The following is a 25,021-nucleotide window of genomic DNA, read 5'->3' as shown; positions in this document are numbered from 1 at the left end:
CCCCTCCTCCACCCTCCCGACCCCGGCACGCCCGTGCCGTGGCCTGCCCTGCCCATCCCGAAACGGAGCATCCATGCACCCGACCCGCACCGTCCGACGTGCCGCCGGCACGTTCGGCGCCCTCGCGCTGGCCATGGCCCTGGTGGCCTGCGGCACGACCGAGGCGGCCGAACCCGAGGCGTCGTCCACGACCGACTCCGCGGATGCCTCGCCCGCGAGCACGTCACCAGACCAGTCCACGACGCCCGCCACGGCCGACGGTCCGGTGACCGTCACGGGCGACGATGGCGAGGTCACGCTCGACGCCGCGGCCACCGACGTGGTGGCGCTCGAGTGGGGCCTCGTGGAGAACCTGCTCGCGCTGGGCGTGGAGCCCGTCGGGATCGCCGACGTCGAGGGCTACAACACCTGGGACACCGTCATGCCGATCGACCCCGACACGCCCGACGTGGGCACGCGTGGCGAGCCCAGCCTGGACGCGGTCGCCGCGCTGGAACCGGACCTGGTCGTCACCACGACCGACCTGCCCGAGAACGTCATCGCCCAGCTCGAGGACGTGGCACCGGTGCTGGCCCTGCGCGGGTCCGACGCCAGCGACCCGCTCGGCCACATGGCACTGACCGTCGAGACGCTCGCGGCGGCCACCGGCACCCAGGCCGCAGCCGAGACCCTGCTGGCCGACTTCGACACCGCCCTGGCCGACGGCGCCAGCGCCATCGAGGACGCCGGCCTGGACGGTGCGGAGTTCACGATGGCCGACGGCTACCTCAACAACGACGTGGTGTCCATCCGGATGTACACACCGGGGTCCTTCCTGGGCGCGATCGGAGAGGAACTGGGCATGGTGGACGCCTGGACGGACGGCGGCGATCCCGACTACGGACTGGCCGCCACCGACGTGGAGGGCCTCACCTCGCTCGGCGACGTCGCGTTCCTGTACGCCGCCAACGACGACTACGGCCCGGATCCCTTCACCGAGGGCCTGGCCGGCAACCAGGTCTGGGAGTCCCTGCCGTTCGTGCAGTCGGGGAACGTGCACCGGATTCCCGACGGGATCTGGCTCTTCGGCGGCCCGGCGTCCGGCGGCGCCTTCGTCGAGGCGTTCGTCGACGCCGTCACCGGCTGACGCGGGCGCCGTCGATGTCCGACCTCGCGACCCGGCCCGCACCCCCGACCCAACGGTCCGGGGGTGCCGGCCGGGTCGTCAGCGTCGCGGCGTTCCTGCTGGTCGCGACGGCCGTCGGGGTGCTCGCCGTCGTGGACCTCGGGCTGGGCACGGCCGACGTCGGGCTGGTCGACATCGCACGACTCGCGATCGCACCCGACGACACCACGGCCGCCGTGCTGGTGGCCTCTCGCCTGCCCCGGGTCCTGGCCGCACTGGTCGTGGGCGGGGCACTGGGTGCGAGCGGACTGGTCCTGCAGGCGATCGCCCGCAACCCACTGGCCTCGCCCGACACGCTGGCGGTCAATGCCGGGGGCTACCTGGCCGTGGTGGCCGTGGCAGCACTCGGCATCCCGGTTCCGTTCGTGCTGTCAGGTGCACTGGCCTTCGTCGGTGGCCTGCTGGCCGCCGGGCTCGTGCTGGTGCTCGCCCGTGGCGGGGCGGACGGACCGGCACGCCTGGTGCTGGCGGGCTCCGCCCTGACCCTGGCCCTGCACGCGGTGACCATGGCCCTGCTGATCCTGTTCGAGCAGGAGACCGTCGGGCTGTACGCCTGGGGGGCGGGCAACATCGCCCTGACCGGGACGGCCACGTTGCAGGTCGCGGCCTGGCCCGTCGTCGTCGGACTGGTGGGCGCTGCCGCGCTCGGGCGTCGACTCGACCTGCTCGGCCTCGGCGACGACGCCGCCCAGTCGCTGGGCGTCCCGGTCCGACGCACCCGGGTGGCCGGCGTGCTGGTCGCCGTCCTGCTGGCCGCCGCCGCCGTCACCGTGGCAGGCCCGATCGGGTTCGTCGGGCTGAGCGGCCCGGTCGTGGCACGACTGCTCGCCCGGCGGGTCCCCGGCCTGGGCCGGCACACCGCCCTGGTGCCGTTCGCCGCGCTGTGCGGGGTCGCGGTCGTGCTGCTGGCCGACGTCGCCCTGCGACTGCTGCTGCCGGCTCAGGCGTCCCTGAACGTCCCCACCGGGGTGGCGACGACCCTGCTGGGAGCCATGGTCATGGTGTGGCTGGTGCGACGGATGCGCGACACCGTGCCGACATCCGGGTCGTCCTCCCCCGGCGTGCGCCCCCGCACGCGACGACGAGCGACCGTCGTGACCGCAGTGCTGGTCATCCTGGTCGTCGCGGCACTGGTCGCCGGCGTCCTGCTGGGCGACCGGCTCGTCCTGCTGGGCGACGTCGCCAACTGGCTCGGCGACCGGGCCGGACGCCAGGTGGACTTCGTGCTGGGGCAGCGAGTCCCGCGGGTGCTCGCCGCCCTGCTCGCCGGCGCCGCCCTGGGCGTTGCCGGCGACGCCGTCCAGACGGTCTGTCGCAACCCGCTCGCGGAACCGGGCCTGCTCGGAGTCACCGCGGGAGCCGGGTTCGGGGCGGTCTGCGCCGTGCTGTTCGTCCCCGGTGCGCCGGTCTGGCTGGTCTCCGCCGCCGCGACGGCGGCGGCGCTGGCGACCTTCGGGGCGGTGTACCGACTCTCGTCGCGTGGTGGACTGGCCACCGATCGGATGGTGCTCGTCGGGGTCGCGACCTGGGCGGGCGCCGGTGCGCTCACCACGATCGTCATCCAGGCCGTGGCCCCGTGGGACGCGACCATCGCCCTGACCTGGTTGGCCGGTTCCACGTACGGACGATCGCTGGTCGACCTCGTGCCGGTGGCCCTCGCCCTGACCGTGGTCGTGCCGATGGCCTGGCTGCACCACCGCGAGCTGGACCTCCTCGCGCTGGACGAGACGTCGCCACGCGTCCTGGGCGTCGAGGTGGGGAGGATCCGGCTGGTCCTGCTGGCAGCTGCCGCCGTCCTGACCGCGTCGTCGGTGTCGGCGGTCGGGGTCGTCGGGTTCGTGGGCCTGGTCGCGCCGCACGCCGCTCGCGCGCTGGTGGGGGCGTCCCATGCACGCAGCATCGTCGTGTCCGGGCTGCTCGGGGCGTTGCTGGTGGCGACCGCCGACACGGTGGGCCGGTGGGCACTCGCGCCCGTCCAGCTGCCGGCCGGGTTGGTCACGGCCGTGCTCGGCGCTCCCTACTTCGTGTGGCTGCTGTGGCGCCAGCGGGGGGCACGTCCATGAGCGCGGCAGCGACCCCGCCAGCGTGGCGCCTGTTCGACGTGGAGGTGGCACGCATCGTCCACCTGTCGCCGACCTTCCGGCGACTGACGTTCGCCGGTCCCGACCTCCACGACTTCGCCGACAACGGCTTCGACACGCGCTGCAAGCTCGTCCTGCCCGCGCCCGACGGTGGATTCCGCCACCTCGACCGTGGTCCCGACTGGCTGGCGAGCCGGCGGGAGATGCCCGACCGGCGCCGCAATCCCCTGCGGACCTACACGGTGCGACGGGTTCGCCCAGGCATGGTGGACGTCGACGTCGTCGCGCACGGTGACTCCGGACCGGCCGGACGCTGGATAGAGGCTGCACGCCCCGGCAGCCCGCTGGTGCTGGTCGGCCCGAACGCGGCACACCCGGGCCCCCACGGTGGCGCGGAGTTCCGCCCACCGCCCCAGCACGACGCCCTCCTGCTCGCCGGTGACGAGACTGCCGTGCCCGCGATCGCGGCGATCCTCGAAGGCGTGCCGGACGACACCCGTGGGGTCGCGCTGCTCGAGGTCCCCGTCACCGCCGATCGACTCGACCTGGTCGCACCCCCCGGCGTCACCGTCACGTGGCTGCCACGCGACGGCGATCTCCACGGTGCACTGCTGGTCCCCGCGGTGGGCGCCGCGGTCTCGGAGCTGCTTGCGACGTCCGGTGCGGAGGCGACGTCGCCGCACGAGGCCCGCACCCGGGTCGACCTCGACGACCAACTCCTGTGGGACGTGCCCGTGGACGCGGCCGGCGAGCCCCTCGTCGACCATGCTGCGTTGTACGCCTGGCTCGCTGGCGAGGCCGGCATCGTCACCACCCTCCGCCGTCACCTCGTCCGCGACCGTTGCCTCGACCCCCGAACCGTCGCCTTCATGGGCTACTGGCGACTCGGGAAAACAGGTCCCTGACCCCGGCCAGCCGTGGAGTTGCGAGCGCAGCGAGCAACTCCCACGCGCCCGAAGGGCGCGCCTTCATGGGCTATTGGCGACTCGGACGAGCAGGTTCCTGACCCCGGCCAGCCGTGCAGTTGCGAGCGCAGCGAGCAACTCCCACGCGCCCAGACGACGCCCGCTCGGCAGCGCCGCCAACGCTGGCGTTGGCAGCCGAATCAGCCGGCACCCAACACCACCAGCCCCGCCGGCACGACGACCGACCGCGTTCGCAACCGAGCCACCCGGCTCCGAACGCCACCACATGCCCTGCGGGCTCGACCGACGGCGTTCGCGACCGGCACAGCCGGCACCGAACGCCACGGCGCTCGACGGCACCGCGACCGGTGGCGTTCGCACCCCCCTCAGTCGGCACCGAACGCCACGGGGTGGGGGTCGGCGTCCGGTGGGGAGTCGGGCCAGGGGTCGGGGTAGGCCACGGATTCCAGGGTCAGACCGTCGGGCGGCGCGACCCGTGCGGCCACGGACCGGTCCCGCGCCGCCAGCACCTCTGCCACCCACGTCGGCGGACGCCGACCGGTTCCAACCTCGACCAGGCACCCGGTGGTCGAGCGGACCTGCTGGTGGCAGAACGCGGGACCACGCAGGGTCACGTGGACCGCGTCGTCGAGCCCGGCGGCCCACGAGCCCGGCGCGGGTTCCACGACGCCACCGGACGGCCCCCGGGTGACCGCGGCGGCGTCGATGCGCCGCAACGTGTGACGCCCCTCGGACCGGCGGCACAGTGACGCGAAGTCGTGCTCGCCCCGGAGGTGCTGGATCGCCTCGTGCATCGCCGGAACGTCGAGTGGCTCGCCGAGGTCCCAGCGCAGGTGGCGGCCCCGTGGGTCGACCGCCGGGCGGTCGGTCAGCACGTAGCGATAGCGTCGCTCGGTGGCCGTGAAGCGGGCGTCGAACCCGCCGTCGACGACCGCGACGGACCAGATCGTGATGGGGTGACCGACCAGGTCGTCCAGCCGCCGTACCAGGACGTCGGGATCCTCGGTCGCGAACGCCACCGACCTCGCGGTGGCCGGGCTCCACGACGGGTCGAGGTCGACGTGGACGACCTGGCCGAGCGCGTGCACGCCGGCATCGGTCCGGCCGGCACACGTCGTGGCGATCCGGTCGCTGACCAGTGGCACGGCCGGATCGTCCGGGCGTCCGTGGACCAGGCCACAGACACGCGACAGGGCACCCTCGAGGGTGCCCTGCACGGTGGGGAGGCCGGGTTGGCGGGCGAACCCGTGGAACCCGGTCCCGTCATACGCGAGGTCGATCCGCACCCGCACCGTCATGCCGCCACCTCCTCAGCAGATCGACCACCCCGGCGGTGACACCTTCAGGGTGACGCGTGAGAACGATCGGAGCGGCGAGCCCGCGACCTTGCCCGCCCGCCAAGGCAGTACGAGCGCCAGCGAGTAGTGCAATCTGCCCGAGGTACGAGGGCAGACGACGTGCGCAGCGAGTCAGGCGTTCACTCGTCGGAGGAGTCGACGACGTCGGCGTTGACGTTCTTGCGCCGGCGGCCGAACAGGCCACGCGACCGGTTCGCCTTCGACGTCTCGATCGACTCGTCGCCGGTGCCGTCGCCCCGGTCGACCAGCTCGATCAGCGCCATGGGGGCGTTGTCACCGGCACGGGGGCCGAGCTTGACGATCCGGGTGTAGCCACCCGGACGGTCGGCGAACCGCGGCGCGACCTCGTCGAACAGGTGCGCGACGACGTCGCGGTCGTGCAGCTCGGACAGCACCTGGCGACGCTTGTGCAGGTCACCGGTGCGGGCCTTGGTGATCAGGCGCTCGGCGTAGGGCCGCAGCGCCTTGGCCTTGGCGTGGGTGGTGGTGATCCGCCCGTGGCGGAACAGGTCCTTGGCCTGGTTGCGCAGCAGGGACTTCTGCTGGGCAGGGCCACCGGCCAGTCGGGCACCGCGCTTGGGGGTCGGCATGATGGTTCCTCGTTGTCAGTTCGTGGGGTGACGAGCGTGGCGGACGTTCGCCGTCCGCCACGGACTCACTCGGCCAGGGAGACGCCCAGCTCGTCCAGCTTCTCGGTGACCTCTTCGACGCTCTTGGCGCCGAAGTTGCGGATCTCGAGCAGCTGGTCCTCGGTGAGCTGGCGCAGCTCGCCGACGGTGGCGATGCCCTCGCGCTTGAGGCAGTTGTAGGAGCGCACCGACAGGTCGAGGTCCTCGACCGGGGTGGCGTCGATCTCGTCGAACGGCGACTCGAACAGCTCCTCGGGGGACACGACGATCCCGCCGGGACCGCCGGCCTCGAAGTCCTTGAACTGCTCGAACAGCGAGGTCAGGGTCTCGCCGGCCGAGGACAGCGCCTGGGCCGGGGTGACCGAGCCGTCGGTCTCGACGTTGAGGACCAGGCGGTCGTAGTTGGTCATCTGCTCGACGCGGGTGGCCTCGACGCGGTAGGCGACGCGACGCACCGGCGAGAAGATCGAGTCGACCGGGATGACCCCGATCGGGTCGTTCTCCCGCTTGTTCTGGTCGGCGGTGGTGTAGCCACGGCCGCGCTCGACGGTCAGGTACATCTCGAGGTGGCCCTGGGGATTGAGCGTCGCGATGTGGAGGTCTTCGTTGACGACCTCGACCTGGCTGGGGGCGAAGATGTTCTCGGCGGTCAGGACACCGGGCCCGTCACCACCGAGGAAGATCTCGACCGGCTCGTCGGAATCCGACCGGACCACGAGGTCCTTGATGTTGAGGATGATGTCGATGACATCCTCCTTGACCCCCTCGATCGCGGCGTACTCGTGGAGCACGGACCCGCCCTCGGGGCCGGCCGCCTCCGCGGAGGTGAACCGCAGCCGCGTGACGGCGGCGCCGGGGATCGAGCTCAGCAGCGTCCGACGCAGCGAGTTGCCGAGCGTGTAGCCGAAGCCGGGCTCGAGGGGCTCGATCGTGAAGCGCGAGCGGATGCCCTCGTCCACGATCTCCTCGTCGAGGCGTGGCCGGTAGGCGATGAACGGCGAGCCGCCCTGGCCGGTCGCCAGGCTGATCGCGCCGTCTTCTTCGTAGAAGCCGAAGTCGGACATGGTTTCTCCGTTGCAGGTGTGTTCGGCGACGACTGGCGTTCTTGGGTCCCGTCGCCACGTGCCGCCCTCGTTCCCGGGGCCATCGGCGCGCACGTTCTTCGACCGGTCGTGCTCCCGACGTGGGGGCACGTCCCGGTCCATCACCGTCCCGCGAAGCCCGGGTCGTGGGACGGTCCCGGGTGGCGGGTGCCCCCGGGGATGGGTCGCTGCGTCACCGGGCAGCGAGCCGGTCGGACGCCCGGCCCGTCACGCAGACGGGCCCGGGTCGTGGCATCACTTCGAGTAGAGCTCGACGATCATCTGTTCCTGGACCGGCGCGTCGATCATGTCGCGCTCCGGCATGGACAGGACCTTGACCTGGTAGGTGGACGGGTCGGACTCGAGCCAACCCGGCATCTCCCAGCGGCCGTACAGCTCGAGGGAACCGAGGATCGCGGCCGAGTTGCGGGCGCGCTCACGGATCTCGACGACGTCGCCCGGCGACACGGAGTAGGACGGCACGTTGACCGTCTTGCCGTTGACCGACACGTGCTTGTGGGACACCAGCTGGCGGGCCTCACGACGCGTGCGGGCGAACCCGCCGCGGTAGACGACGTTGTCCAGCCGGGTCTCGAGCAGGATCAGCAGGTTGATGCCGGTGAGGCCGTCGCGGCGCGACGCCTCCTCGTAGTAGCGGCGGAACTGCTTCTCGAGGACGCCGTAGAAGTACCGCGCCTTCTGCTTCTCGCGGAGCTGGAGCAGGTACTCCGACTCCCGGATGCGACCGCGGCCGTGCTCCCCGGGCGGGAAGGGGCGCTTGTCGAAGTTCTTGTCGTTGCCCTTGAGGTCGACGCCGAGACGACGCGACTTCTTGGTGGCAGGACCGGTGTAGCGAGCCATTGTCTGTACTCCTCAGCCGCGGCGGCGCTTGGGCGGACGGCAGCCGTTGTGGGGCACGGGGGTGACGTCCTTGATGGACAGCACCTCGATCCCCATGGCGGCCATGGTGCGGATGGCGGTCTCGCGACCGGCACCCGGGCCCTTGGCGACGACGTCGACCTTGCGGACGCCGTTGTCGATCGCGGCCTTGGTCGCCTGCTCGGCGGCCACCTGCGCGGCGAACGGCGTGGACTTGCGCGACCCCTTGAAGCCGGCGTGGCCGCCCGTGGACCAGGCGATCACGTTGCCGGACTGGTCGGCGAAGGTGATGGTCGTGTTGTTGAACGTGGCCTTGAGGTGACAGACCGCGTGGAGCACGTTCTTGCGCTCCTTCTTGCGTGCGCGCTTCTTCTGCTGTGCCATGACGGGTCCTCTCAGGCCTTGCGAACGGGCTTGCGGATACCACCAACGGACTTCTTGGGGCCCTTGCGGGTCCGGGCGTTGGTGTGGGTCCGCTGACCGCGGACCGGCAGGCCGAGACGGTGGCGGATGCCCTGGTACGACCCGATCTCGATCTTGCGCTTGATGTTGTCGGCGATCTCGCGTCGAAGGTCACCCTCGACGTTCCAGTTGCTCTCGATGAACTGCCGCAACTTCACGATCGACTCGTCGTCGAGGTCGCGAACGCGCGTGTTGGGGTCGACCTCGGTCGCTTCCAGGGTCTGGACGGACCTGGTGCGGCCGATGCCGTAGATGTAGGTGAGCGCCACCTCCACCCGCTTGTCGCGGGGGATGTCGACGCCAGCGATGCGTGCCATGATCGATGTCCTTTCCGGCCACGTGTACGGGCCGAGCTCGTCAGCCCTGGCGCTGCTTGTGGCGCGGGTTCTCGCAGATCACGCGCACACGTCCCTTGCGCTTGATGATCTTGCACTTGTCGCACATCTTCTTGGCGGAAGGATGGACCTTCACCGTCGTTCCTCTCCTCGGCGGGCCCAACCACCGAAGGTGGTGGTTGGCGGCGGCGGGGCGTTCCCTCCCGGCCTCCGGGGTTCCAGGGCGGCGAGTCCACCGAGCTGGTCGAGACCAGCAGGAAGGGTGGTACGCCGGGAACCGGCCGATGTCGTCGCAGCAGGTGTGCGTCGACGACGTCGTGTATGGGGTTGTGTGGAAGACCGATCGTCGCAGGGTGGCGACGACCGGGTCAGTGGGTCACTTGTAGCGGTAGGTGATCCGCCCGCGGGTCAGGTCGTAGGGCGACAGCTCCACGACGACCTTGTCGGCCGGCAGGATGCGGATGTAGTGCTGACGCATCTTGCCGGAGATGTGGGCGAGCACCTCGTGCCCGTTGTCGAGCTCCACGCGGAAGGTCGTGTTGGGCAACGCCTCGGTGACGGTGCCCTCGACCTGGATGGCCTCTTCCTTGGCCACGCTTCCTCCGTACAACTCGTGGGTGTGGCTGGTCTGGTTCGCCATGCAGCATCGAAGGACCGTGAGGTCTGGTCGAAGGCGTGGCGAAACCCCCGCCTGAGCGGGAGTGACCCCACGATACCCCCTCCACCCCCGGAGGGCAAAATCCACCCCGTCCGTTCGTCGTCGCGGCGGCCGCGGAACCGCCAGGCGTGGGACCGGGCGACTACGGTCGATCGCGACGCGGCGAATCGTCGGCGTGGCCCGTGGACGCGGCCCGCGATGTGGCGGGGACCGTCGGCTCGCGGGAGATTGGTCGACATGCTCACGGCCACCGAGATCCTGTTTCGCGTGCTGATCGCGGCCGTGTGCAGTGGGCTGGTCGGGCTCGAGCGCGAAACGGCCCGCAAGGAAGCCGGGCTGCGCACCCACACACTGCTGGGAGTCGGTGCGGCCATCTTCACGATCGCGTCGGTGTCCAGCTTCGACGGCCCCGACGAGGCGCGGATCGCCGCCCAGGTGGTCAGCGGCGTGGGTTTCCTCGGTGCCGGCGCGATCTTTCGCGACCGTGGGGCGGTCAGCGGACTGACCACCGCGGCCGGGATCTGGGTCGTCGCCGCCCTCGGCATGGCGGCGGGCGCCGGCTCGTTCGCCCTGGCCACGATCGGGACCGTGGTCAGCCTCGCCGTCCTGTGGGGACTGCGCGCGGTCGACGCCTCGGTGGCCCGCCGCACCGAGACGGCCCGTCGCCACCTGCGGATCGTGGTCGACCAGCCCGCCAAGCTGGAGTCACTGCTCACCTTCGTCGAGCGGGTGGACCCCGATGCCGTGCAGGAGGACTTCCACCGTGACAACGAAGGCAACGGTGTCCTGCTGGTGAGCTGCCTGCCCGACAACGTCGCGATGCTGTCCGACCTCGTCGCCTCGCACAAGATCGTGACCGAGGTCGAGCAGCTGCGCATCACGCACACGCCGCCCGGGCGGCGGCCGGGGCCGGGACCCCGTCCCGGACCCGGGACGCCGTGACGACGGTCGGTACCGTGCGGCACCCGTCCCCGTTCTCGGACCCCACACGATGTCCCTCGTCACCGTCAGCCAGTCCGTCACCATTCCCGGTGCAACGCCGTCCATGGTCTTCGACCACCTCACCGACCCGGCCAACCATGTCTCGGATGCCGGGGACATGTCGGTGCGAGGGCCGACGGGCGCGACGAGGTTGGCGGCCAAGGGTGACCGCTTCGGCATGAAGATGTCGTGGCACGGCGTGCCGTACCGAGTGGTCAACACCGTGGTGGAGTTCGACCAGGATCGACGCATCGCGTGGCGGCACTTCGCCGGGCACCGCTGGCGCTACGAACTGGCCGACGTCGACGGGGGCACCGAGGTCACCGAGACCTTCGACATGTCGAGGATCCCCGGGCCGGCCCAGGCGGTCTACCGCACGATGTTCGGCTTCCCCGAGGCCTACCGCCGGAACTTGCGGAGCTCGCTGGACGACCTGGGTGACCGACTGGCCGTCCCCACCGACGACTGACCTCCCGTCACGCGGGGGTGGACTCCTCCAAGGGCCAGGTCGGCTCGTCGGAGCGGGCCGTCAGGACCCGGGGGCCGTCGGCGGTCAGCGCCACGGTGTGCTCCCAGTGCGACGACAACTCCCCGTCGGCGGTCACCACGGTCCAGTGGTCGTCGAGGGTGCGGGTGTCGTCGCCACCGAGGTTGAACATCGGCTCGATCGCGAGCACCCAGCCCTTGGACAGCTTCGCCCCTCGACCCGCCGTGCCGTAGTTGGGCACGGAGGGGTCCTCGTGCAGGGAGCGGCCGATGCCGTGACCGACGTACTCGCGCACGATGCCGTAGCCCCGGGCGTTGGCCTCGGCCTCGATCGCCGAGCCGATGTCGCCCAGTCGATTGCCGACCTGCAGCGACCGGATCCCGGCCCACATGCCGGCCCGGGTGGTGCGGACCAGGTCCGCGACCTGCGGGTCGACGGCCTCCTCGCCCCCCACGATCCAGGTGGCTGCCGAGTCGCCGTGGTAGCCGTCCACGATCGCCCCGCAGTCGAGCTTGACGAGGTCGCCCTCCTCGAGGACCACCGACTCGGACGGGATGCCGTGGACGATCTGGTCGTTGACCGACGTGCACAGCGTGCCGGGGAAGGGCGGGATCGACCCGTGCCGACCGCCGTAGCCCTTGAACGACGGGATGCCGCCGTCACCCGTGATGACCTTCTCGGCGATCCGGTCCAGCTCGAGCGTGGACACCCCGGGCGCGACTGCGTCGCGGACGGCCTCGTGGGCCCGGGCGACCAGCGCCCCGGCGACGGCCATCTTCTCGATCTCGCGTCTCGACTTCTTGATGATCAACGTGACCACCCTCTCGTGGCGACTGGACAACCCGACGGACGGGCGACGGTCAGGCGTGCGAGGACAGGGCTCGGTCGATCCGGGAGGTGACCTCGCCGACGTCACCATCGGCGTCGATCGTCACCAGCAGGTCGCGCTGGTCGTAGAAGTCGACCAGCGGTGCGGTCTGCTGGTGGTAGACCTCGAGCCGGTTGCGGACCACGTCCTCGGTGTCGTCCTCGCGCTGGAACAGCTCCTTGCCGTCCACGTCGCACACGCCGGGCGTGGCCGGCGGGTTGTTGTCCACGTGGTAGACGTGGCCTTCCGGGCAGGAGCGACGACCCGTCAACCGCTGGACGAGCTCGTCGACGTCGATGGAGAAGTTGACGACCCGGTCCAGTGGCGTGTCCTCCCCCGCGAGCACGGCCTCGAGTGCCTCGGCCTGCTCGATCGTGCGGGGGAACCCGTCGAACAGGAACCCGGCCCGCGTGTCCGCCTGGACCAGGCGGTCCGCCACCATCCGGATCACGACGTCGTCGGGGACCAGCTCGCCCGCGTCCATGTACTCCTTGGCCTCCCGACCGATCGGCGTCTCGTCGCGCAGGTTGGCGCGCAGGATGTCACCGGTCGAGATGTGCGGGATCCCGTGGCTCTCGGCGATCACCGAGGCCTGGGTTCCCTTGCCCGCTCCGGGCGGACCGAGCAGTACCAGACGCATGGGCATCGTTCCTTTGTCGGGGGGCGCCGGCGCCCGGGTCGCAGGGGCGACCCGGGCGACGCCCGATGTCGGGCGAAGGATCCCCCGGCGATCTAGGCGAGGAATCCTTCGTAGTTGTGCTGCATCAACTGGCCCTCGATCTGCTTCATGGTCTCGAGCGCGACGCCCACCATGATCAGCAGGGACGCACCACCCAACGGGAACTGGCTGATGTCGAACACCGCGAAGGCCACGAACGGCATGACGGCGACGGCCACCAGGTACAGCGAGCCGGGCAGGGTCAGGCGCGACAGCACCTTGTCGAGGTACTCGGCGGTCTGGCGACCCGGGCGGATGCCCGGGATGAACCCGCCGTACTTCTTCATGTTGTCGGCGACCTCGATCGGGTTGAAGGCGATCGCCGCGTAGAAGTAGGTGAAGAACAGGGTCAGGACCGCGAAGGTGGCGATGTAGACCCAGCCGATCCCCTGGGTGGTGTCGAACCAGCGGGCGACGGCGTCGTCGAGCCACTGCCACGAGGTGATCTGGCCGAGCAACTGCGGGAGGGCCATCAGCGAGGCGGCGAAGATGATCGGGATGACGCCCGACTGGTTCACCTTCAGCGGGATGTAGGTCGACTGGCCCCCGTAGGAGCGTCGGCCGACCGTGCGACGGGCGTACTGGACGGGGATGCGCCGCTGGCCCTGCTCCATGAAGACCACGGCGAAGGTCACGATGACCCCGACTGCCAGCACGACCGCGACCAGGCCCCATCCACTCCACAGGCCGGTGAGGTTGTCGGTCCGGACGATGCGCAGCTGGGACGGGAACTGGCTGAGGATGGACACGTAGATCAGCAGCGACATGCCGTTGCCGACGCCACGGTTGGTGATCAACTCGGCGAGCCACATGATGACGGCGGTGCCCGCGGTCAGGGTGAGCACCATGAACAGGATCAGCCACGGCGAGTCGTTGACGAGCACGGACTCGGTCCCGCCGAACAGCGCCCCGGTGCTGGCCAGGCTGATCAGCGCCGTGGACTGCAGCACCGCCAGCCCCATGGTGAGGTAGCGGGTGTACTGGGTGATCTTGCGGCGGCCCTGCTCACCCTCCTTCTGCAGTTGCTCCAGCTTGGGGATGACGACCCCGAGCAGCTGCATGATGATGGACGCGGTGATGTAGGGCATCACGCCCAGCGCGAAGACCGCCAGCTGGGCCAGCGCACCTCCGGCGAAGACGTTCAGGATGCCCAGGAACCCGCCGGCCCCGCCAGCCTGGGCCCCGCGGATGGCCGCGACGTCGACGCCGGGGACCGGGATCCACGATCCCAGCCGGTAGGCGAAGATCATCATCAGGGTGAAGACGAGCTTCTTGCGCAGGTCGGGGATCTTGACCGCGTTGAGGAAGGCCTTGAGCATTGGTGCCTCGCAGGGGGTGTGGCGGCGGCCGTCGCGCGCGACGGGCCGACCGTGTTCGCCGACGGTACCGGCGTGACGGCCGGACCGACGGCGTCGGTCCGCACGGCCGGTGGCCGTGCGGACCTCGACGGGTCAGGCGACGGTGCCGCCCGCGTCAGTGATCTTGGCCTCGGCGCTGGCCGACAGCTTGTCGACCCGGACCGTCAGCGCGGTGGACAGGTCGCCGTGGCCGAGGACCTTGACCGGGCCCTTGGCCTTGACCAGGCCACGCGCACGGAGGGTCTCGGGGGTGACCTCGTCACCGTCGTCGAACTCGGCCTCGAGCTTGGCGACGTTGATGATCGCGTACTCGACCCGGTTGGGGTTGTTGAACCCGCCGAGCTTGGGCTGGCGTCGCTGCAGGGGCAGCTGGCCACCCTCGAAGCCGGGCGGCACGGTGCCGCGCGCGCCGGTGCCCTTGGTGCCCCGGCCGGCGGTCTTGCCCCCGCGGCCGCGGTCGCCCCGGGCGACACGCTTCTTGTCCTTCTTGGCGCCCTCGTTGGGCTTGAGGTGGTGCAACTTGATGACCATGGTGTGCCTCGCTTTCACTGTGCGGCAGCGCGCCCTGCGGGCGCGTCGGAGTTCGCTGCGCGAACTCCCGGTCGATGTGGGTGTCGGTCAGTCCTGCACTTCTTCGAACTCGACCAGGTGGGGGATCTTGCGGAGCATGCCGCGGATCTCCGGCCGGTCGGGCTGGGTCACGGTGTGGCGGATGCGCTTGAGCCCCAGCGACCGGACCGTGTCACGCTGGACCTGCGGTCGACCGATGGTGCTGCGCACCTGGGTGATCTTGAGCGTCGTCATCAGTTGCCTCCCGCACGCATCGCCTCGACCATCGCCTTGGGGGCGACGTCCTCGACGGCCTTGTCACGAAGCTCGGCGATCTGGTTGGCCGAGCGCAGCTCCTTGAGCCCCGTCACCGTGGCGTGCACCACGTTGATGGGGTTGTCCGAGCCCAGCGACTTCGCCAGCAGGTCCTTGATGCCGGCGGCCTCGATGACCGCACGCACCGGACCACCGGCGATGACCCCGGTACCGGGGGCAGCGGGCTTGAGGAGCACGCGGCCGGCGCCGGCGACACCCGTCACCGGGTGCACGATGGTCGAACCGACCATGGGGACCTTGAAGAACTCCTTCTTGGCCTCCTCGACACCCTTCTGGATGGCGGACTGGACCTCGCGGGCCTTGCCGTGGCCCACGCCGACCATGCCCTTGCCGTCTCCGACGACCACCAGGGCGGTGAACTGGAAACGCCGTCCACCCTTGACGACCTTGGAGACACGGTTGATCTCGACGACGCGCTCGTCGTACTGGTCGCGATCGCGTCCGCCGCGACCTCGACCTCCGGAACGATTGTTGGCTGCCATGACGATTCCTTACAGGTTGAGGCCGGCGTCGCGGGCTGCCTCGGCGAGGGCCCGGACACGTCCGGCGTAGCGGTTGCCGCCGCGGTCGAACACGGCCTCGGTGATGCCGGCGTCCAGCGCGCGCTGCCCGACGAGGGCACCGACCTGGCTGGCCACGCCGACCTTGCCGTCGTCACCCGTGGTGACGTCGGCTTCCAGCGACGAGGCGGCGACCAGCGTGTGGCCGGCGACGTCGTCGATGAGCTGGGCGTAGATGTTGGTGTTGGAACGGTAGACGTTCAGTCGCGGAGTCTCCGCCGTGCCACGGATGCGCTTGCGAATGCGCTGGTGGCGACGACGACGAGACTGCCGCTTGCGGGTTGCCGCGTCCATTGCTCTTCTCCTCCTCGTGTCCTGCCCACTCTCGGGCTGACACTCCGGCAGCGCACTCTCGGCGCACCACCGCTGGTGGTTGGTGTTCGGTGTTGGGTTCAGTTGTCGTGACGAGCGAAGCGAGTCTGGATCAGCGACCAGCCGCCTTGCCAGCCTTGCGGCGCACGACCTCGCCCTCGTACTTGATGCCCTTGCCCTTGTAGGGCTCCGGCGGGCGGATGCTGCGGATGTTGGCGGCGACCTGGCCGACGAGCTGCTTGTCGACGCCGGTCACCACGATCTGGGTGGGCGCGGGGGCCTCGAGGCTGATCCCGTCGGGTGCCTCCACGAGCACCGGGTGGGAGTAGCCCACCTGGAACTCGAGGTCGCGACCCTTCTGCTGGGCGCGGTAGCCCACGCCCACCAGCTCGAGACGCTTGCTGTAGCCGTCGGTGACGCCGATGACCATGTTGGCCACCAGCGAGCGCACCAAGCCGTGCCGCGAGCGGGAGTCCTGGGTCGCTGCGGACGGGGACACGACGACGTCGCCGTCGTCGTTGGTGTCGAGCGTGACACCCTCGGGCGCCGTCATCTCGAGGTCACCCTTGGGGCCGGAGACGGCCACGTGGGAACCCTCGATGTTGACCGTGACGCCGTCGGGGACGGGCACGGGGAGCTTTCCGATGCGGGACATGGTGGTTGCCTTCCTCACCAGACGTAGGCGAGCAGTTCGCCGCCGACGCCGTCCTTGCGCGCCTGGCGGTCGGACAGCAGCCCGGCGTTGGTGGACAGGATCGCGACGCCGAGGCCACCCAGCACGCGGGGGATCTCGTCGTTCTTGACGTAGACACGCAGGCCGGGCTTGGACACGCGCTTGATGCCGGTGATGACCCGTTCACGGTCCCGGCCGTACTTCATCTGCACGGTCAGGCTGGGCTGCGGCTTGGTGTCGGTGACCTCGTAGCCAGCGATGTAGCCCTCGTCGGCGAGGACCTTGGCGAAGTTCACCTTGAGCTTGCTGGACGGCATGGTGGCGTCGTCGGCGTGGGCCAACGACGCGTTGCGCAGCCGCGTCAGCATGTCGGCGAGTGGATCGGTCATGGTCATGGTGGGTGCTCCTCGGGGTTGCCGGTGCTCGTGCCCGGCACTTCCCGGGTCGTGACGCCGCGTGGTCGGGTGACCGGGCGTCGGGTTGTCGTTCAGGATGGTGCTTCTCAGGTCAGGTGGTGTGCGCTCCGAAGACGCCAGCGGAAGTTCGCGGAGCCTGTGGAGCGAACTTCAATGCGCCCGAAGGGCGCACTACCAGCTGGCCTTGCGGATGCCGGGGAGCTCGCCGGCGTGGGCCATCTCGCGGAAGCAGATCCGGCAGAGCCGGAACTTCTTGAAGACGGCGCGCGGGCGGCCGCAGCGTTCGCAGCGGGTGTAGTTCTGCACGTTGTACTTGCGGCCCTTGCGGGCCTGGACGCGCTTTGAGGTCTTGGCCATTGGAGTGCTCCGAAGTGGGTCGCGATCAGTTCTTGACGAACGGGAAGCCGAAGGCGTCCAGCAGGGCGCGTCCGTGCTCGTCGGTCGTGGCGGAGGTGACGATGGTCACGTCCATGCCCCGCGTGGTGTCGATGGAGTCGTAGTCGATCTCGGGGAACACCAGCTGCTCGGTCAGACCGAACGTGTAGTTGCCGTTGCCGTCGAACGAGGTCGCACGGAGCCCGCGGAAGTCACGCACGCGTGGGAGCGCGACGGCCAGCAGGCGGTCGAAGAACTCCCACATGCGGTCACCCCGGAGGGTCACCTTGGCGCCGATCGGCACGCCCTCGCGCAGCTTGAAGCCGGCGATCGACTTGCGCGCCAGGTTCACCCGTGGCTTCTGGCCGGTGATGATCGCCAGGTCGCCCAGGGTCGCCTCGAGCGCCTTGGAGTCGTTGACGGCCTCGCCGAGCCCGACGTTGACCACGATCTTGGTCAGGTTCGGGATCTCCATGACGTTGGTCAGCCCGAGCTGCTCCGCCAGTTGCTGGCGGTGCTCCTCGCGGTACTGCCGCTTGAGCCGCGGCATCTCCTTCAGGGCCGTCGAGGCATCCTCGTTGACGGGGATGTCGACGTCTGGGGTGGTGGTGTCACTCATGGTCTTCGCACCTTGGTCTGGCACCGGGACCTCGTCCCCGGGGGACCCGACGTGGGTCGCTCCCGGTACGGATCCGTCCCGATCCCGTTGGCTGGTCGTTGGTCGTCAGCGGCTCAGAAGTGCGCGCCGCACTTCTTGCATTCCCGGACCTTGGAGCGGCGGTTGCCCTCCTCGGTGAACACGTAGTTCACGCGCACGCCCTGGTCACAGGACGGGCACACCGGCATCAGGTTGGACAGGTGGATCGGGGCCTCGGTCTGGATGATGCCGCCCTCGGTGACCCCGGACGGACCCTGCTGGGCCCGCACGTGCTTGGTCGCGAAGTTGCGGCCCTCGACCAGGGCGCGGTCACGGTCGGGGATCACGCGGATCACCCGGCCGGTGCGGCCCTTGTCCTTGCCACTGATCACCAGGACCTGGTCGTCCTTGCGAATGCGCTTCATCACAGCACCTCCGGCGCGAGCGACACGATCTTCATGTATCGCTTCTCGCGCAGTTCGCGGGCCACCGGGCCGAAGATGCGGGTTCCGCGGGGGGACCCGTCCTCGCGCACGACGACGCACGCATTTTCGTCGAACTTGATGTAGGAGCCGTCCTCACGACGACGTTCCTTGTTGACACGGACAACCACGCAGCGCACCACCTCGCCCTTCTTGACGTTGGACGACGGGATGGCGTTCTTGACCGTCCCGACGAACTCGTCACCGACCGAGGCGTAGCGCCGCCCGGAGCCTCCGAGCACGCGGATGCACAGCACCTCGCGGGCACCGGAGTTGTCCGCGACCTTCAGTCGCGATTCCTGCTGGATCATCGGATCTTCCTCGTTGTCTTCGTGGCGGGGGACGCACGTCCGGGCGCTGCCCGGGCTGGTCCCGCCCCGACCGGTTCACGAACGGCTCACTCGGCCCGTTCGAGGACCTCGGCCAGGCGCCACCGCTTGGTCTTGCTGAGCGGACGGGTCTCGACGATCAGCACGGTGTCGCCCTCGGCGGCCGTGTTGTCCTCGTCGTGGACGTGGTACTTCTTGGACCGCGTCTCGATCTTGCCGTACACGGCGTCGGTGGTCCGACGGTCCACGCGCACGACGATGGTCTTGTCCTGCTTGTCGGACACGACCAGGCCCTGGCGCTGCTTGCGCGCCTTGCGGCCGGCGTCGGTGCCGAGTTCGGTGTGGGTGTCACTCATGGCTGTCACTCTTCAGAAGTCGTGGCACTGGACGTCGCCGTGGCCCGTTCGCCGGCGATCTCGCGCTCGCGCATGACGGTCAGGCAACGGGCGATCTGGGTCTTGACGGCGCGGATGCGGCGGGGGTCGTCGAGCTGGCCCGTCACGATCTGGAAGCGCAGGTTGAACAGCTCTTCCTTGTGGTCGGCCAGCTCGGTGGCCAGTTCGTCGTCTGCGAGCTCGCGCAGTTCGGATGCGGTCATCATTCGTCGGCCCCCTCGCGTGCGATGAACTTGGTCTTGACGGGCAGCTTGTGCGAGGCGCGGCGCATGGCCTCGCGGGCCAGCTCCTCGCTCACACCGGAGATCTCGAACAGGACCCGGCCGGGCTTGACCGCCGCGACCCAGTGGTCGGGCGAGCCCTTGCCGGAGCCCATGCGGGTCTCGAGCGGCTTCTTGGTGATCGAGCGGTCCGGGAAGATCGCGATGCGAACCTTTCCGCCACGCTTGACGGCACGGTTGATGGAGATTCGGGCAGCCTCGATCTGGCGGGCCGTGATCCAGCCGGGCTGGGTGGCCTTGATGCCGTAGTCCCCGACGTAGAGCTCGGTCCCACCGGTGGCCAGGCCCTTCAGGGGCCGGGGCCGGTGCTGCTTGCGGTACTTGACGCGCTTCGGAGCAAGCATCAGGCATCCTCCTCGTCATCGGTGTCGTCGTCGGAGGCCGCCTCGGCGACCTCGGACGCATCTGCATCGGTGGTCTCGGCGACGGTGGCGTCGTCGGTCTCGCCGGAGGTCTCGACGACCTCGGCGGACTCGTCGACCGACGTCTCGGCCTCGTCCTCGGACGGGGCGGACGACTCGGTCGCCTCGGCGGCGGCGTCCTCGTCGGCGGACTCCACGACGGCGTCCGCCGGGGCGGCCGGCGTGGTGTCGCCGTCGGTGTCCGGGGCGGACGGGGCGTCCGCCTCGGTCACGTCCTCGGGGGCCATGGCGCCGGACTGCGGGGGGGCGGCCTCGGTCGTGGCCTCGACGGTCTCGGTCGCCGGGCTGTCACCGGTGTCGGCAGCGGTCGCGGGTGCGCTCGCCCCCGTGGCGGACGACGTCGCGGTGGAGTCACCGGACGAGTCGCCAGCCTTGGCGACGGCCTCCTGCACCTGGCGCTTGCCCACGCCGGTCACCTTCTTGGCGACCGAGGCGGCCTTGCGGGCCGAGCGACGACGCGGACGGTCGTCCACGGTACGGCCCTCGGCCAGGGCACGGGCACGGTCCATGGCGCGCTGCGCCTCGGCCTCGTCACCCGAACCGAGCTGGTCGCCGGTGTAGATCCAGACCTTGACGCCGATGACGCCGTAGGTGGTCTTGGCCTCGTCGAAGCCGTAGTCCACCTTGGCGCGCAGCGTGTGCAGCGGCACGCGGCCCTCGCGGTACCACTCGGTGCGGCTCATCTCGGAGCCACCGAGTCGTCCGGCGACCTGCACCCGCACGCCCAGCGCACCGGCCTTCTGCGCGTTCTGGACCGCACGACGCATCGCACGGCGGAACGACACCCGGCCCTTGAGCTGCTCGGCGGTGTTGAACGCCACGACCTGTGCATCCAGGTCCGGGTTCTTGATCTCGATGATGTTGAGCTTGACCTTCTTGCCGCTCAGCTTCTCGAGATCGGCCCGGATGGCGTCCGCCTCGGACCCACGACGACCGATGACGATGCCGGGGCGCGCCGCCTGGACGCTGACCTCGGCGTTGTCACGGGTTCGCGTGATGTCGATCCGGGAGATCCCGGCGTGACGGACGCGCGTACGGATGTACTTGCGGATGCGGTCGTCCTCGTGGAGGTACGTCGCATAGTCCTCGTCATTGGCGATCCACTTGGACTTCCAGTCGGTGGTGACACCGAGGCGGAAGCCGTAGGGGTTGACCTTCTGACCCATTGGGTGACTCCTTGTCGCGTTGGCGACGCGTCAGTTCGTGTTGTCGCTCAGCACGACGGTGATGTGGCTGGTGCGCTTGCGGATCCGGCTGGCCCGGCCCATGGCACGGGGCTGGAACCGCTTGAGGGTCGGGCCCTCGTCGGCCCAGGCCCGGTCGACGAACAAGTCGTCGGGGTCGAGCCCGTCGTTGTTCTCTGCGTTGCTGACCGCGGACCGCAGCACCTTCAGGAGGGGCTTGGCCGCGCGCTTCTCCGAGAACGCAAGGATGCGTTCGGCCTCGGAGACGGGCGCACCGGCGATCAGGCGCGTCAGTTGACGCACCTTCGTCGGCGTCACGCGCACGTACTTGGCGGTGGCCTTCACCTGGGTTGCCATGGTTGCTTCCTTGTTCGTTCCGGTCCGGGGACCGGGCACGCCGTCGGGGCGTGGTGTTCAGCGGGACGTCGCGCCGCGTGGCGCGGGTCCGGTGTCACGGGGTCGTCGGCGAGGCCGACAGCCCCGACGCGTCAGCGCCGGGCCTTGGTGGTCGACTTCTCGCCGGCGCCCTGCCACTTGATGGACCGGGTCGGGGCGAACTCGCCCAGCTTGTGGCCCACCATGCGCTCGTAGATGCGCACGGGGACGTGCTGCTGGCCGTTGTGGACGGCGATCGTGTGACCGACCATCTCGGGGTAGATGACCGAGCGACGGGACCAGGTCTTGATGACCCGGCTGTCGCCCGACTCGTTCATGGCGACGACCTTCTTCATGAGGTGGTCGTCGACCCAGGGGGCCTTCTTGAGACTGCGTGGCATCAGCGCCTCCGATTCTTGCCGCGCCGGCGGATGATCATCTTGTCGGACTGGTTCTTGCCGCGACGGGTGCGCCGCTCGGGGTTGCCGTGCTTGTCGACCGGGTGGCGTCCACCGGAGGACTTGCCCTCACCACCACCCAGCGGGTGGTCGATCGGGTTCATGGCGACACCGCGGGTCTGCGGACGCACGCCCTTCCAGCGCTTGCGCCCGGCCTTGCCGAGGTCCACCAGCTCGTGGCTCTCGTTGCCGACCGACCCGATGGTCGCGCGGCAGCGAGCGTCCACCAGCCGGATCTCGCCGGAGGGCAGCCGCAGTGCGGCCATCTTCCCCTCCTTGGCGAGCAGCTGGATGGCGGTCCCGGCACTGCGGCCGAGCTTGGCCCCGCCTCCGGGCCGCAGCTCCACGGCGTGGACGGTGGTACCGACCGGGACGTTGGCCAGGGGCAGCGAGTTGCCGACCTTGATGTCGGCCTCGGGCCCGGACTCGACCATGGTGCCCACCGTCAGGTTCTTGGGCGCCAGGATGTAGCGCTTCTCACCGTCGTGGTAGTGCAGCAGGGCGATGCGGGCAGACCGGTTGGGGTCGTACTCGACCGCGGCCACGGTGGCGGGCACGACGTCCTTGTCACGACGGAAGTCGATGACGCGGAACTTGCGCTTGTGGCCACCACCACGATGCCGGGAGGTGATCCGGCCGTGGTTGTTGCGGCCCGCCTTGTTGCGACCGCTGGCCAGCAGGCTCTTGGTCGGCTTGGCCCGGGTGATCTCGTCGAACGAGTCCACCGAGCCGAAGCGTCGACCGTTGCTGGTCGGCTTGTACTTGCGGATTGCCATTTGGAACGCTCCTCAGGGTCGTCGCACGGCGCCTGCCCCCTCGCGGGGGCGGCACCTCACAGCGCGACGTCGAACAGCTCGATCTCGTCGCCTTCGGCCACGGTCACGATCGCACGCTTGACGTTGGGACGGCGACCCTCGACCCAGCCACGGCGCTTGACCTTGCCGACGCGGTTCTGGGTGTTGATCTTGACCACCTTGACGTCGAAGACTTCTTCGACAGCGGCCTTGATCTGGGTCTTCGTGGCGCGCTTGTCGACGATGAACGTGTACTTGTCCTCGTCGAGCGCCCCGTAGGACTTCTCGGAGATGACCGGTCGCTTGATGATGTGCCGGGGGTCCTTGAACTCCATGGTCACTCCTCCTCCTCGGACGCGTCAGCGTCGGCGTCGGCGTCGTCGACCTCGGTCTCGTCGACCGGCTCGTCGTCGGCCTGGTCGGACGCGGCCGGGGTGTCGTCCTCGTGGACCTCCGGCTCGGCGGCCGCCTCGGCGGTCTCGACGGCAGTGGCGCCGTCGGACAGCAGGGCGATCGCTGCCTCGTCGAAGACCACGACGTCACTGGCGAGCACGTCGTAGGTGTTGAGCTGGTCGACCGTCAGCAGGTGCACGGCACCCAGGTTGCGGAACGACTTCGCCGTGGCCACGTCGAGTCCCGGCAGGACCAACAGGACCTTGGCGTCGGACAGTTCGAGCGCGGTCAGCGCCGCGACGGCGTCCCGGGTCCGCGGGCTGGCGAAGGCCAACTCGCGCACCACGACGACGGCGTCGTTGCGGGCGCGGTCGGTCAGTGCGGAGCGCAGGGCTGCGCGACGCACCTTCTTGTTGACCCGCTTGCCCCACTCCTTGGGGGTGCGGCCGTGCGCGACCCCACCGCCGACCCAGATGGGCGAGCGGATCGAGCCGTGCCGGGCGCGGCCGGTGCCCTTCTGGCGCCAGGGCTTCGCCCCGCCACCGCGGACCTCGCCACGCGTCTTGGTCTTGTGGGTGCCCTGGCGCGCGGCGGCCTGCTGGGCCGTCACGACGTCGTGCATGACACCGATGTTGACCTTGCCGTCGAACCATGCGGCGGGCAGGTCGATCGAGTCGACCCTGTCACCCGACAGGTCGACGACGTCGACGGTCAGGTCGGTCGTGGACGTGTTGGTGGATGCCATCAGGCCTCACCGCCTTCCTCGTTCGTGGTGGTCGGCAGCTCGCCCTGCTGGCCCTTGGCGGCCGAGCGGATGAGCACGACCGAGCCGTTGGAACCGGGCACGGCGCCCTTGACCAGGATCAGGCCGTTGGTGGTGTCGATGTCCACGACCTCGAGGTTCTGGACCGTGACACGCTCGCCGCCCATCCGGCCGGCCATGCGCTTGCCCTTGAAGGTGCGCCCGGGGGTCGACGCGTTGCCGACCGAGCCGGGGTGGCGGTTCTTTCGCTTGACGCCGTGGCCGTCACCCATGCCCTTGAAGTTGTGGCGCTTCATGACGCCGGCGTAGCCCTTGCCCTTGGAGGTGGCGGTCACGTCGATCGTCTCGCCCCGGGCGAAGGTGTCGCACTCGATGGTGTCACCGAGCTCGGGGAGCTCGTCGACGCCGTCGAGGCGCAGCTCCGCCAGGGTCCGGGCGCTGTCGACACCGGCCTTGGCGAGGTGACCCGCCGCGGGCTTGTTGGTGTGCTTGCGGGACCCGAACGCCATCTGCACGGCGGTGTAGCCGTCGGTGTCGACGGTCTTGACCTGGGTGATCGTGCAGGGGCCGGCCTCGACGACGGTGACCGGAACGATCCGGTTCTCGTCGTCGAAGACCTGGGTCATCCCCAGCTTGGTGCCCAGGATTGCCTTGGCAGCCATCGTCTCTTCCTTCAGTGAGTTCGTGCGCCGGTCGTCAGTCATGTGCTGCGGACCGCGCGATGTCCCTGCGCATTGGAGTTGTTCGCTTCGCTCGCAACTCCACGGCTCGGGTCGTGGTCGTGGTCTGGTTGCTAGAGCTTGATCTCGATGTCGACACCGGCCGGCAGCGACAGGCCCATCAGCTTGTCGATGGTCTTCTGGCTGGGCTGGTGGATGTCGATCAGGCGCTTGTGGGTCCGGCGCTCGAAGTGCTCGCGGGAGTCCTTGTACTTGTGGGGCGAGCGGATGACCGCCCAGACCTGCCGCTCCGTGGGGAGCGGGACCGGACCGGTCACGTGCGCGCCGGTGGCCTCGACGGTGTCGACGATCTCCTTCGCGGACCGGTCGAGGACCTCGTGGTCGTAGGCCTTGAGCCGGATGCGGATCTTGGTGTCAGCAGCCATGGTGGTCGTTTCTCGCTTGAAGTCCATGCCGAGCATCGGGTGATGCCCGGCCAATCGGGTGGTTGGTCCTACTCGAGGATGGAGGTGACGCGGCCGGCACCCACGGTGCGGCCACCCTCACGGATGGCGAACCGCAGACCCTCGTCCATCGCGATCGGCGCGATCAACTCCACCGTCATCTCGGTGTTGTCACCC

Annotated in this window: 37 protein-coding genes and 1 pseudogene; 5 read left to right on the top strand and 33 right to left on the bottom strand. The window is 69.8% G+C overall.

What is annotated here, in order from left to right; genetic code table 11:
* The first annotated feature begins 73 nt into the window (after window positions 1-73).
* From KR546_RS03745 to KR546_RS03735, 3 genes are read left to right on the top strand one after another with little or no spacing between them, the layout of a single operon-like run.
* Entirely contained in the window at window positions 74-1,126 is a 1,053-nt protein-coding gene (locus KR546_RS03745; RefSeq protein WP_238443354.1) for an ABC transporter substrate-binding protein, read from the top strand.
* A gap of 14 nt (window positions 1,127-1,140) precedes the next feature.
* Window positions 1,141-3,228 (top strand): iron ABC transporter permease, encoded by a 2,088-nt coding sequence (locus KR546_RS03740; RefSeq protein ID WP_238443353.1) that lies wholly within the window; start codon window positions 1,141-1,143, stop codon window positions 3,226-3,228.
* Entirely contained in the window at window positions 3,225-4,151 is a 927-nt protein-coding gene (locus tag KR546_RS03735; RefSeq protein ID WP_238443352.1) for a siderophore-interacting protein, read from the top strand. Before KR546_RS03740 ends, KR546_RS03735 begins: the two co-directional genes overlap by 4 nt.
* A gap of 386 nt (window positions 4,152-4,537) precedes the next feature.
* Here the strand turns inward: KR546_RS03735 and truA are convergent, their stop codons facing one another.
* The 8 genes from truA to infA form a co-directional block, all read right to left on the bottom strand.
* The gene (gene truA / locus KR546_RS03730; protein WP_238443351.1) at window positions 4,538-5,470 is read right to left on the bottom strand and encodes a tRNA pseudouridine(38-40) synthase TruA; all 933 of its coding nucleotides are present in this window, start codon (window positions 5,468-5,470) and stop codon (window positions 4,538-4,540) included.
* A 179-nt stretch (window positions 5,471-5,649) separates the two neighbouring features.
* Window positions 5,650-6,120: a 50S ribosomal protein L17 gene (rplQ, locus tag KR546_RS03725; RefSeq protein WP_238443350.1), complete on the bottom strand. Its 471-nt coding sequence runs from the start codon at window positions 6,118-6,120 to the stop codon at window positions 5,650-5,652.
* A gap of 65 nt (window positions 6,121-6,185) precedes the next feature.
* The gene (locus KR546_RS03720; protein WP_238443349.1) at window positions 6,186-7,223 is read right to left on the bottom strand and encodes a DNA-directed RNA polymerase subunit alpha; all 1,038 of its coding nucleotides are present in this window, start codon (window positions 7,221-7,223) and stop codon (window positions 6,186-6,188) included.
* 273 nt (window positions 7,224-7,496) lie between these two features.
* Complete coding sequence (gene rpsD, locus KR546_RS03715; RefSeq protein ID WP_238443348.1) at window positions 7,497-8,102, bottom strand: 30S ribosomal protein S4; 606 nt, start codon at window positions 8,100-8,102, stop codon at window positions 7,497-7,499.
* Window positions 8,103-8,114: 12 nt separating this feature from the next.
* Complete coding sequence (rpsK, locus tag KR546_RS03710; RefSeq protein ID WP_238443347.1) at window positions 8,115-8,504, bottom strand: 30S ribosomal protein S11; 390 nt, start codon at window positions 8,502-8,504, stop codon at window positions 8,115-8,117.
* Window positions 8,505-8,515: 11 nt separating this feature from the next.
* Window positions 8,516-8,899 carry a 30S ribosomal protein S13 gene (gene rpsM, locus KR546_RS03705; protein WP_238443346.1) on the bottom strand — a complete coding sequence of 128 codons (384 nt, stop codon included), beginning with the start codon at window positions 8,897-8,899 and terminating at the stop codon, window positions 8,516-8,518.
* A gap of 40 nt (window positions 8,900-8,939) precedes the next feature.
* Window positions 8,940-9,053 (bottom strand): 50S ribosomal protein L36, encoded by a 114-nt coding sequence (gene rpmJ, locus KR546_RS03700; protein WP_238443345.1) that lies wholly within the window; start codon window positions 9,051-9,053, stop codon window positions 8,940-8,942.
* A gap of 240 nt (window positions 9,054-9,293) precedes the next feature.
* Complete coding sequence (gene infA / locus KR546_RS03695; protein ID WP_274387525.1) at window positions 9,294-9,557, bottom strand: translation initiation factor IF-1; 264 nt, start codon at window positions 9,555-9,557, stop codon at window positions 9,294-9,296.
* Window positions 9,558-9,812: 255 nt separating this feature from the next.
* Here infA and KR546_RS03690 point away from each other — a divergent pair, with 255 nt between their 5' ends.
* Together KR546_RS03690 and KR546_RS03685 are read left to right on the top strand one after the other, a co-directional pair.
* Window positions 9,813-10,517 (top strand): MgtC/SapB family protein, encoded by a 705-nt coding sequence (locus KR546_RS03690; protein ID WP_238443344.1) that lies wholly within the window; start codon window positions 9,813-9,815, stop codon window positions 10,515-10,517.
* A 49-nt stretch (window positions 10,518-10,566) separates the two neighbouring features.
* Window positions 10,567-11,025, top strand: coding sequence for an SRPBCC family protein (locus KR546_RS03685; RefSeq protein WP_238443343.1), 459 nt, complete (start codon window positions 10,567-10,569; stop codon window positions 11,023-11,025).
* A gap of 7 nt (window positions 11,026-11,032) precedes the next feature.
* On the opposite strand, the gene map is transcribed toward KR546_RS03685, so the two are convergent.
* The 25 genes and pseudogenes from map to KR546_RS03560 form a co-directional block, all read right to left on the bottom strand.
* The gene (gene map, locus KR546_RS03680) at window positions 11,033-11,854 is read right to left on the bottom strand and encodes a type I methionyl aminopeptidase (protein WP_238443373.1); all 822 of its coding nucleotides are present in this window, start codon (window positions 11,852-11,854) and stop codon (window positions 11,033-11,035) included.
* Between the two features lie 49 nt (window positions 11,855-11,903).
* Complete coding sequence (locus tag KR546_RS03675; RefSeq protein WP_238443342.1) at window positions 11,904-12,551, bottom strand: adenylate kinase; 648 nt, start codon at window positions 12,549-12,551, stop codon at window positions 11,904-11,906.
* A 92-nt stretch (window positions 12,552-12,643) separates the two neighbouring features.
* Complete coding sequence (gene secY, locus KR546_RS03670; RefSeq protein ID WP_238443341.1) at window positions 12,644-13,948, bottom strand: preprotein translocase subunit SecY; 1,305 nt, start codon at window positions 13,946-13,948, stop codon at window positions 12,644-12,646.
* 132 nt (window positions 13,949-14,080) lie between these two features.
* Entirely contained in the window at window positions 14,081-14,518 is a 438-nt protein-coding gene (gene rplO, locus KR546_RS03665; protein WP_238443340.1) for a 50S ribosomal protein L15, read from the bottom strand.
* An 87-nt stretch (window positions 14,519-14,605) separates the two neighbouring features.
* Complete coding sequence (gene rpmD / locus KR546_RS03660; protein ID WP_274387524.1) at window positions 14,606-14,791, bottom strand: 50S ribosomal protein L30; 186 nt, start codon at window positions 14,789-14,791, stop codon at window positions 14,606-14,608.
* The gene (gene rpsE / locus KR546_RS03655) at window positions 14,791-15,354 is read right to left on the bottom strand and encodes a 30S ribosomal protein S5 (protein ID WP_238443339.1); all 564 of its coding nucleotides are present in this window, start codon (window positions 15,352-15,354) and stop codon (window positions 14,791-14,793) included. The genes rpmD and rpsE overlap by 1 nt, the downstream gene beginning before the upstream one ends.
* 9 nt (window positions 15,355-15,363) lie before the next feature.
* Window positions 15,364-15,726, bottom strand: a complete 363-nt coding sequence (gene rplR, locus KR546_RS03650) for a 50S ribosomal protein L18 (RefSeq protein WP_238443338.1) — start codon at window positions 15,724-15,726, stop codon at window positions 15,364-15,366.
* Window positions 15,727-15,856: 130 nt separating this feature from the next.
* Complete coding sequence (gene rplF / locus KR546_RS03645) at window positions 15,857-16,399, bottom strand: 50S ribosomal protein L6 (RefSeq protein ID WP_238443337.1); 543 nt, start codon at window positions 16,397-16,399, stop codon at window positions 15,857-15,859.
* A 14-nt stretch (window positions 16,400-16,413) separates the two neighbouring features.
* Window positions 16,414-16,812, bottom strand: a complete 399-nt coding sequence (gene rpsH / locus KR546_RS03640) for a 30S ribosomal protein S8 (protein ID WP_238443336.1) — start codon at window positions 16,810-16,812, stop codon at window positions 16,414-16,416.
* A 192-nt stretch (window positions 16,813-17,004) separates the two neighbouring features.
* Window positions 17,005-17,190, bottom strand: a complete 186-nt coding sequence (locus tag KR546_RS03635) for a type Z 30S ribosomal protein S14 (protein ID WP_238443335.1) — start codon at window positions 17,188-17,190, stop codon at window positions 17,005-17,007.
* Between the two features lie 25 nt (window positions 17,191-17,215).
* Window positions 17,216-17,827 carry a 50S ribosomal protein L5 gene (gene rplE / locus KR546_RS03630; protein ID WP_420804236.1) on the bottom strand — a complete coding sequence of 204 codons (612 nt, stop codon included), beginning with the start codon at window positions 17,825-17,827 and terminating at the stop codon, window positions 17,216-17,218.
* 113 nt (window positions 17,828-17,940) lie between these two features.
* The gene (rplX, locus tag KR546_RS03625; RefSeq protein WP_238443334.1) at window positions 17,941-18,270 is read right to left on the bottom strand and encodes a 50S ribosomal protein L24; all 330 of its coding nucleotides are present in this window, start codon (window positions 18,268-18,270) and stop codon (window positions 17,941-17,943) included.
* Window positions 18,270-18,638 carry a 50S ribosomal protein L14 gene (gene rplN / locus KR546_RS03620; protein ID WP_238443333.1) on the bottom strand — a complete coding sequence of 123 codons (369 nt, stop codon included), beginning with the start codon at window positions 18,636-18,638 and terminating at the stop codon, window positions 18,270-18,272. Before rplN ends, rplX begins: the two co-directional genes overlap by 1 nt.
* An 86-nt stretch (window positions 18,639-18,724) precedes the next feature.
* On the bottom strand, window positions 18,725-19,012 hold the full coding sequence (rpsQ, locus tag KR546_RS03615) for a 30S ribosomal protein S17 (RefSeq protein WP_238443332.1): 288 nt from the start codon (window positions 19,010-19,012) through the stop codon (window positions 18,725-18,727).
* A 5-nt stretch (window positions 19,013-19,017) separates the two neighbouring features.
* Entirely contained in the window at window positions 19,018-19,254 is a 237-nt protein-coding gene (gene rpmC, locus KR546_RS03610; protein WP_238443370.1) for a 50S ribosomal protein L29, read from the bottom strand.
* On the bottom strand, window positions 19,254-19,676 hold the full coding sequence (gene rplP / locus KR546_RS03605) for a 50S ribosomal protein L16 (protein ID WP_238443331.1): 423 nt from the start codon (window positions 19,674-19,676) through the stop codon (window positions 19,254-19,256). The genes rpmC and rplP overlap by 1 nt, the downstream gene beginning before the upstream one ends.
* A 248-nt stretch (window positions 19,677-19,924) precedes the next feature.
* Window positions 19,925-20,920: pseudogene (rpsC, locus tag KR546_RS19900) on the bottom strand (30S ribosomal protein S3); the annotation flags it as partial.
* A gap of 30 nt (window positions 20,921-20,950) precedes the next feature.
* Window positions 20,951-21,295, bottom strand: a complete 345-nt coding sequence (rplV, locus tag KR546_RS03595) for a 50S ribosomal protein L22 (RefSeq protein ID WP_238443329.1) — start codon at window positions 21,293-21,295, stop codon at window positions 20,951-20,953.
* A gap of 131 nt (window positions 21,296-21,426) precedes the next feature.
* Window positions 21,427-21,714 (bottom strand): 30S ribosomal protein S19, encoded by a 288-nt coding sequence (gene rpsS, locus KR546_RS03590; RefSeq protein ID WP_238443328.1) that lies wholly within the window; start codon window positions 21,712-21,714, stop codon window positions 21,427-21,429.
* Window positions 21,714-22,547 carry a 50S ribosomal protein L2 gene (gene rplB, locus KR546_RS03585; protein WP_238443327.1) on the bottom strand — a complete coding sequence of 278 codons (834 nt, stop codon included), beginning with the start codon at window positions 22,545-22,547 and terminating at the stop codon, window positions 21,714-21,716. Before rplB ends, rpsS begins: the two co-directional genes overlap by 1 nt.
* Window positions 22,548-22,603: 56 nt before the next feature.
* Window positions 22,604-22,900, bottom strand: a complete 297-nt coding sequence (gene rplW, locus KR546_RS03580; protein ID WP_238443326.1) for a 50S ribosomal protein L23 — start codon at window positions 22,898-22,900, stop codon at window positions 22,604-22,606.
* Window positions 22,901-22,902: 2 nt separating this feature from the next.
* Window positions 22,903-23,703 carry a 50S ribosomal protein L4 gene (gene rplD / locus KR546_RS03575; RefSeq protein WP_238443325.1) on the bottom strand — a complete coding sequence of 267 codons (801 nt, stop codon included), beginning with the start codon at window positions 23,701-23,703 and terminating at the stop codon, window positions 22,903-22,905.
* Entirely contained in the window at window positions 23,703-24,383 is a 681-nt protein-coding gene (gene rplC, locus KR546_RS03570) for a 50S ribosomal protein L3 (protein WP_238443324.1), read from the bottom strand. Before rplC ends, rplD begins: the two co-directional genes overlap by 1 nt.
* Window positions 24,384-24,514: 131 nt before the next feature.
* Window positions 24,515-24,826 (bottom strand): 30S ribosomal protein S10, encoded by a 312-nt coding sequence (gene rpsJ, locus KR546_RS03565; protein WP_238443323.1) that lies wholly within the window; start codon window positions 24,824-24,826, stop codon window positions 24,515-24,517.
* Between the two features lie 68 nt (window positions 24,827-24,894).
* The coding region (locus KR546_RS03560) for an EF-Tu C-terminal domain-related protein (protein WP_476661763.1) at window positions 24,895-25,021 on the bottom strand (127 nt) is incomplete at its 5' end.

It is taken from the genome of Salsipaludibacter albus (genome assembly GCF_019798055.1).
In the GTDB taxonomy this organism is placed as follows: Bacteria; Actinomycetota; Nitriliruptoria; order Nitriliruptorales; family Nitriliruptoraceae; genus Salsipaludibacter; species Salsipaludibacter albus.
This window is presented reverse-complemented; position numbering and strand designations above follow the sequence as displayed.

Excerpts from the sequence above, each read along its gene's own strand:
- rplP (WP_238443331.1), bottom strand. The coding sequence starts at position 19,676 with ATGCTTGCTCCGAAGCGCGTCAAGTACCGCAAGCAGCACCGGCCCCGG.
- rpmD (WP_274387524.1), bottom strand. The coding sequence starts at position 14,791 with ATGACGACGCTCAAGATCACCCAGGTGCGCAGCACCATCGGTCGACCG.
- rpsD (WP_238443348.1), bottom strand. The coding sequence starts at position 8,102 with ATGGCTCGCTACACCGGTCCTGCCACCAAGAAGTCGCGTCGTCTCGGC.
- truA (WP_238443351.1), bottom strand. The coding sequence starts at position 5,470 with ATGACGGTGCGGGTGCGGATCGACCTCGCGTATGACGGGACCGGGTTC.
- rplE (WP_420804236.1), bottom strand. The coding sequence starts at position 17,827 with ATGAGTGACACCACCACCCCAGACGTCGACATCCCCGTCAACGAGGAT.
- rpsK (WP_238443347.1), bottom strand. The coding sequence starts at position 8,504 with ATGGCACAGCAGAAGAAGCGCGCACGCAAGAAGGAGCGCAAGAACGTG.
- rpsS (WP_238443328.1), bottom strand. The coding sequence starts at position 21,714 with ATGCCACGCAGTCTCAAGAAGGCCCCCTGGGTCGACGACCACCTCATG.
- rpsJ (WP_238443323.1), bottom strand. The coding sequence starts at position 24,826 with ATGGCTGCTGACACCAAGATCCGCATCCGGCTCAAGGCCTACGACCAC.
- rpsH (WP_238443336.1), bottom strand. The coding sequence starts at position 16,812 with ATGACCATGACCGATCCACTCGCCGACATGCTGACGCGGCTGCGCAAC.
- rplC (WP_238443324.1), bottom strand. The coding sequence starts at position 24,383 with ATGGCTGCCAAGGCAATCCTGGGCACCAAGCTGGGGATGACCCAGGTC.
- rpsM (WP_238443346.1), bottom strand. The coding sequence starts at position 8,899 with ATGGCACGCATCGCTGGCGTCGACATCCCCCGCGACAAGCGGGTGGAG.
- KR546_RS03740 (WP_238443353.1), top strand. The coding sequence starts at position 1,141 with ATGTCCGACCTCGCGACCCGGCCCGCACCCCCGACCCAACGGTCCGGG.
- rpmC (WP_238443370.1), bottom strand. The coding sequence starts at position 19,254 with ATGACCGCATCCGAACTGCGCGAGCTCGCAGACGACGAACTGGCCACC.
- rplQ (WP_238443350.1), bottom strand. The coding sequence starts at position 6,120 with ATGCCGACCCCCAAGCGCGGTGCCCGACTGGCCGGTGGCCCTGCCCAG.
- secY (WP_238443341.1), bottom strand. The coding sequence starts at position 13,948 with ATGCTCAAGGCCTTCCTCAACGCGGTCAAGATCCCCGACCTGCGCAAG.
- KR546_RS03685 (WP_238443343.1), top strand. The coding sequence starts at position 10,567 with ATGTCCCTCGTCACCGTCAGCCAGTCCGTCACCATTCCCGGTGCAACG.
- rplW (WP_238443326.1), bottom strand. The coding sequence starts at position 22,900 with ATGGAGTTCAAGGACCCCCGGCACATCATCAAGCGACCGGTCATCTCC.
- rpsE (WP_238443339.1), bottom strand. The coding sequence starts at position 15,354 with ATGGCAGCCAACAATCGTTCCGGAGGTCGAGGTCGCGGCGGACGCGAT.
- KR546_RS03675 (WP_238443342.1), bottom strand. The coding sequence starts at position 12,551 with ATGCGTCTGGTACTGCTCGGTCCGCCCGGAGCGGGCAAGGGAACCCAG.
- rplO (WP_238443340.1), bottom strand. The coding sequence starts at position 14,518 with ATGGTCATCAAGTTGCACCACCTCAAGCCCAACGAGGGCGCCAAGAAG.
- KR546_RS03690 (WP_238443344.1), top strand. The coding sequence starts at position 9,813 with ATGCTCACGGCCACCGAGATCCTGTTTCGCGTGCTGATCGCGGCCGTG.
- KR546_RS03635 (WP_238443335.1), bottom strand. The coding sequence starts at position 17,190 with ATGGCCAAGACCTCAAAGCGCGTCCAGGCCCGCAAGGGCCGCAAGTAC.
- rplD (WP_238443325.1), bottom strand. The coding sequence starts at position 23,703 with ATGGCATCCACCAACACGTCCACGACCGACCTGACCGTCGACGTCGTC.
- rpsQ (WP_238443332.1), bottom strand. The coding sequence starts at position 19,012 with ATGAGTGACACCCACACCGAACTCGGCACCGACGCCGGCCGCAAGGCG.
- rplX (WP_238443334.1), bottom strand. The coding sequence starts at position 18,270 with ATGAAGCGCATTCGCAAGGACGACCAGGTCCTGGTGATCAGTGGCAAG.
- rplN (WP_238443333.1), bottom strand. The coding sequence starts at position 18,638 with ATGATCCAGCAGGAATCGCGACTGAAGGTCGCGGACAACTCCGGTGCC.
- rplV (WP_238443329.1), bottom strand. The coding sequence starts at position 21,295 with ATGGCAACCCAGGTGAAGGCCACCGCCAAGTACGTGCGCGTGACGCCG.
- rplR (WP_238443338.1), bottom strand. The coding sequence starts at position 15,726 with ATGGACGCGGCAACCCGCAAGCGGCAGTCTCGTCGTCGTCGCCACCAG.
- infA (WP_274387525.1), bottom strand. The coding sequence starts at position 9,557 with ATGGCGAACCAGACCAGCCACACCCACGAGTTGTACGGAGGAAGCGTG.
- KR546_RS03720 (WP_238443349.1), bottom strand. The coding sequence starts at position 7,223 with ATGTCCGACTTCGGCTTCTACGAAGAAGACGGCGCGATCAGCCTGGCG.
- KR546_RS03735 (WP_238443352.1), top strand. The coding sequence starts at position 3,225 with ATGAGCGCGGCAGCGACCCCGCCAGCGTGGCGCCTGTTCGACGTGGAG.
- rplB (WP_238443327.1), bottom strand. The coding sequence starts at position 22,547 with ATGGCAATCCGCAAGTACAAGCCGACCAGCAACGGTCGACGCTTCGGC.
- KR546_RS03745 (WP_238443354.1), top strand. The coding sequence starts at position 74 with ATGCACCCGACCCGCACCGTCCGACGTGCCGCCGGCACGTTCGGCGCC.
- rplF (WP_238443337.1), bottom strand. The coding sequence starts at position 16,399 with ATGTCCCGCATCGGAAAGCTCCCCGTGCCCGTCCCCGACGGCGTCACG.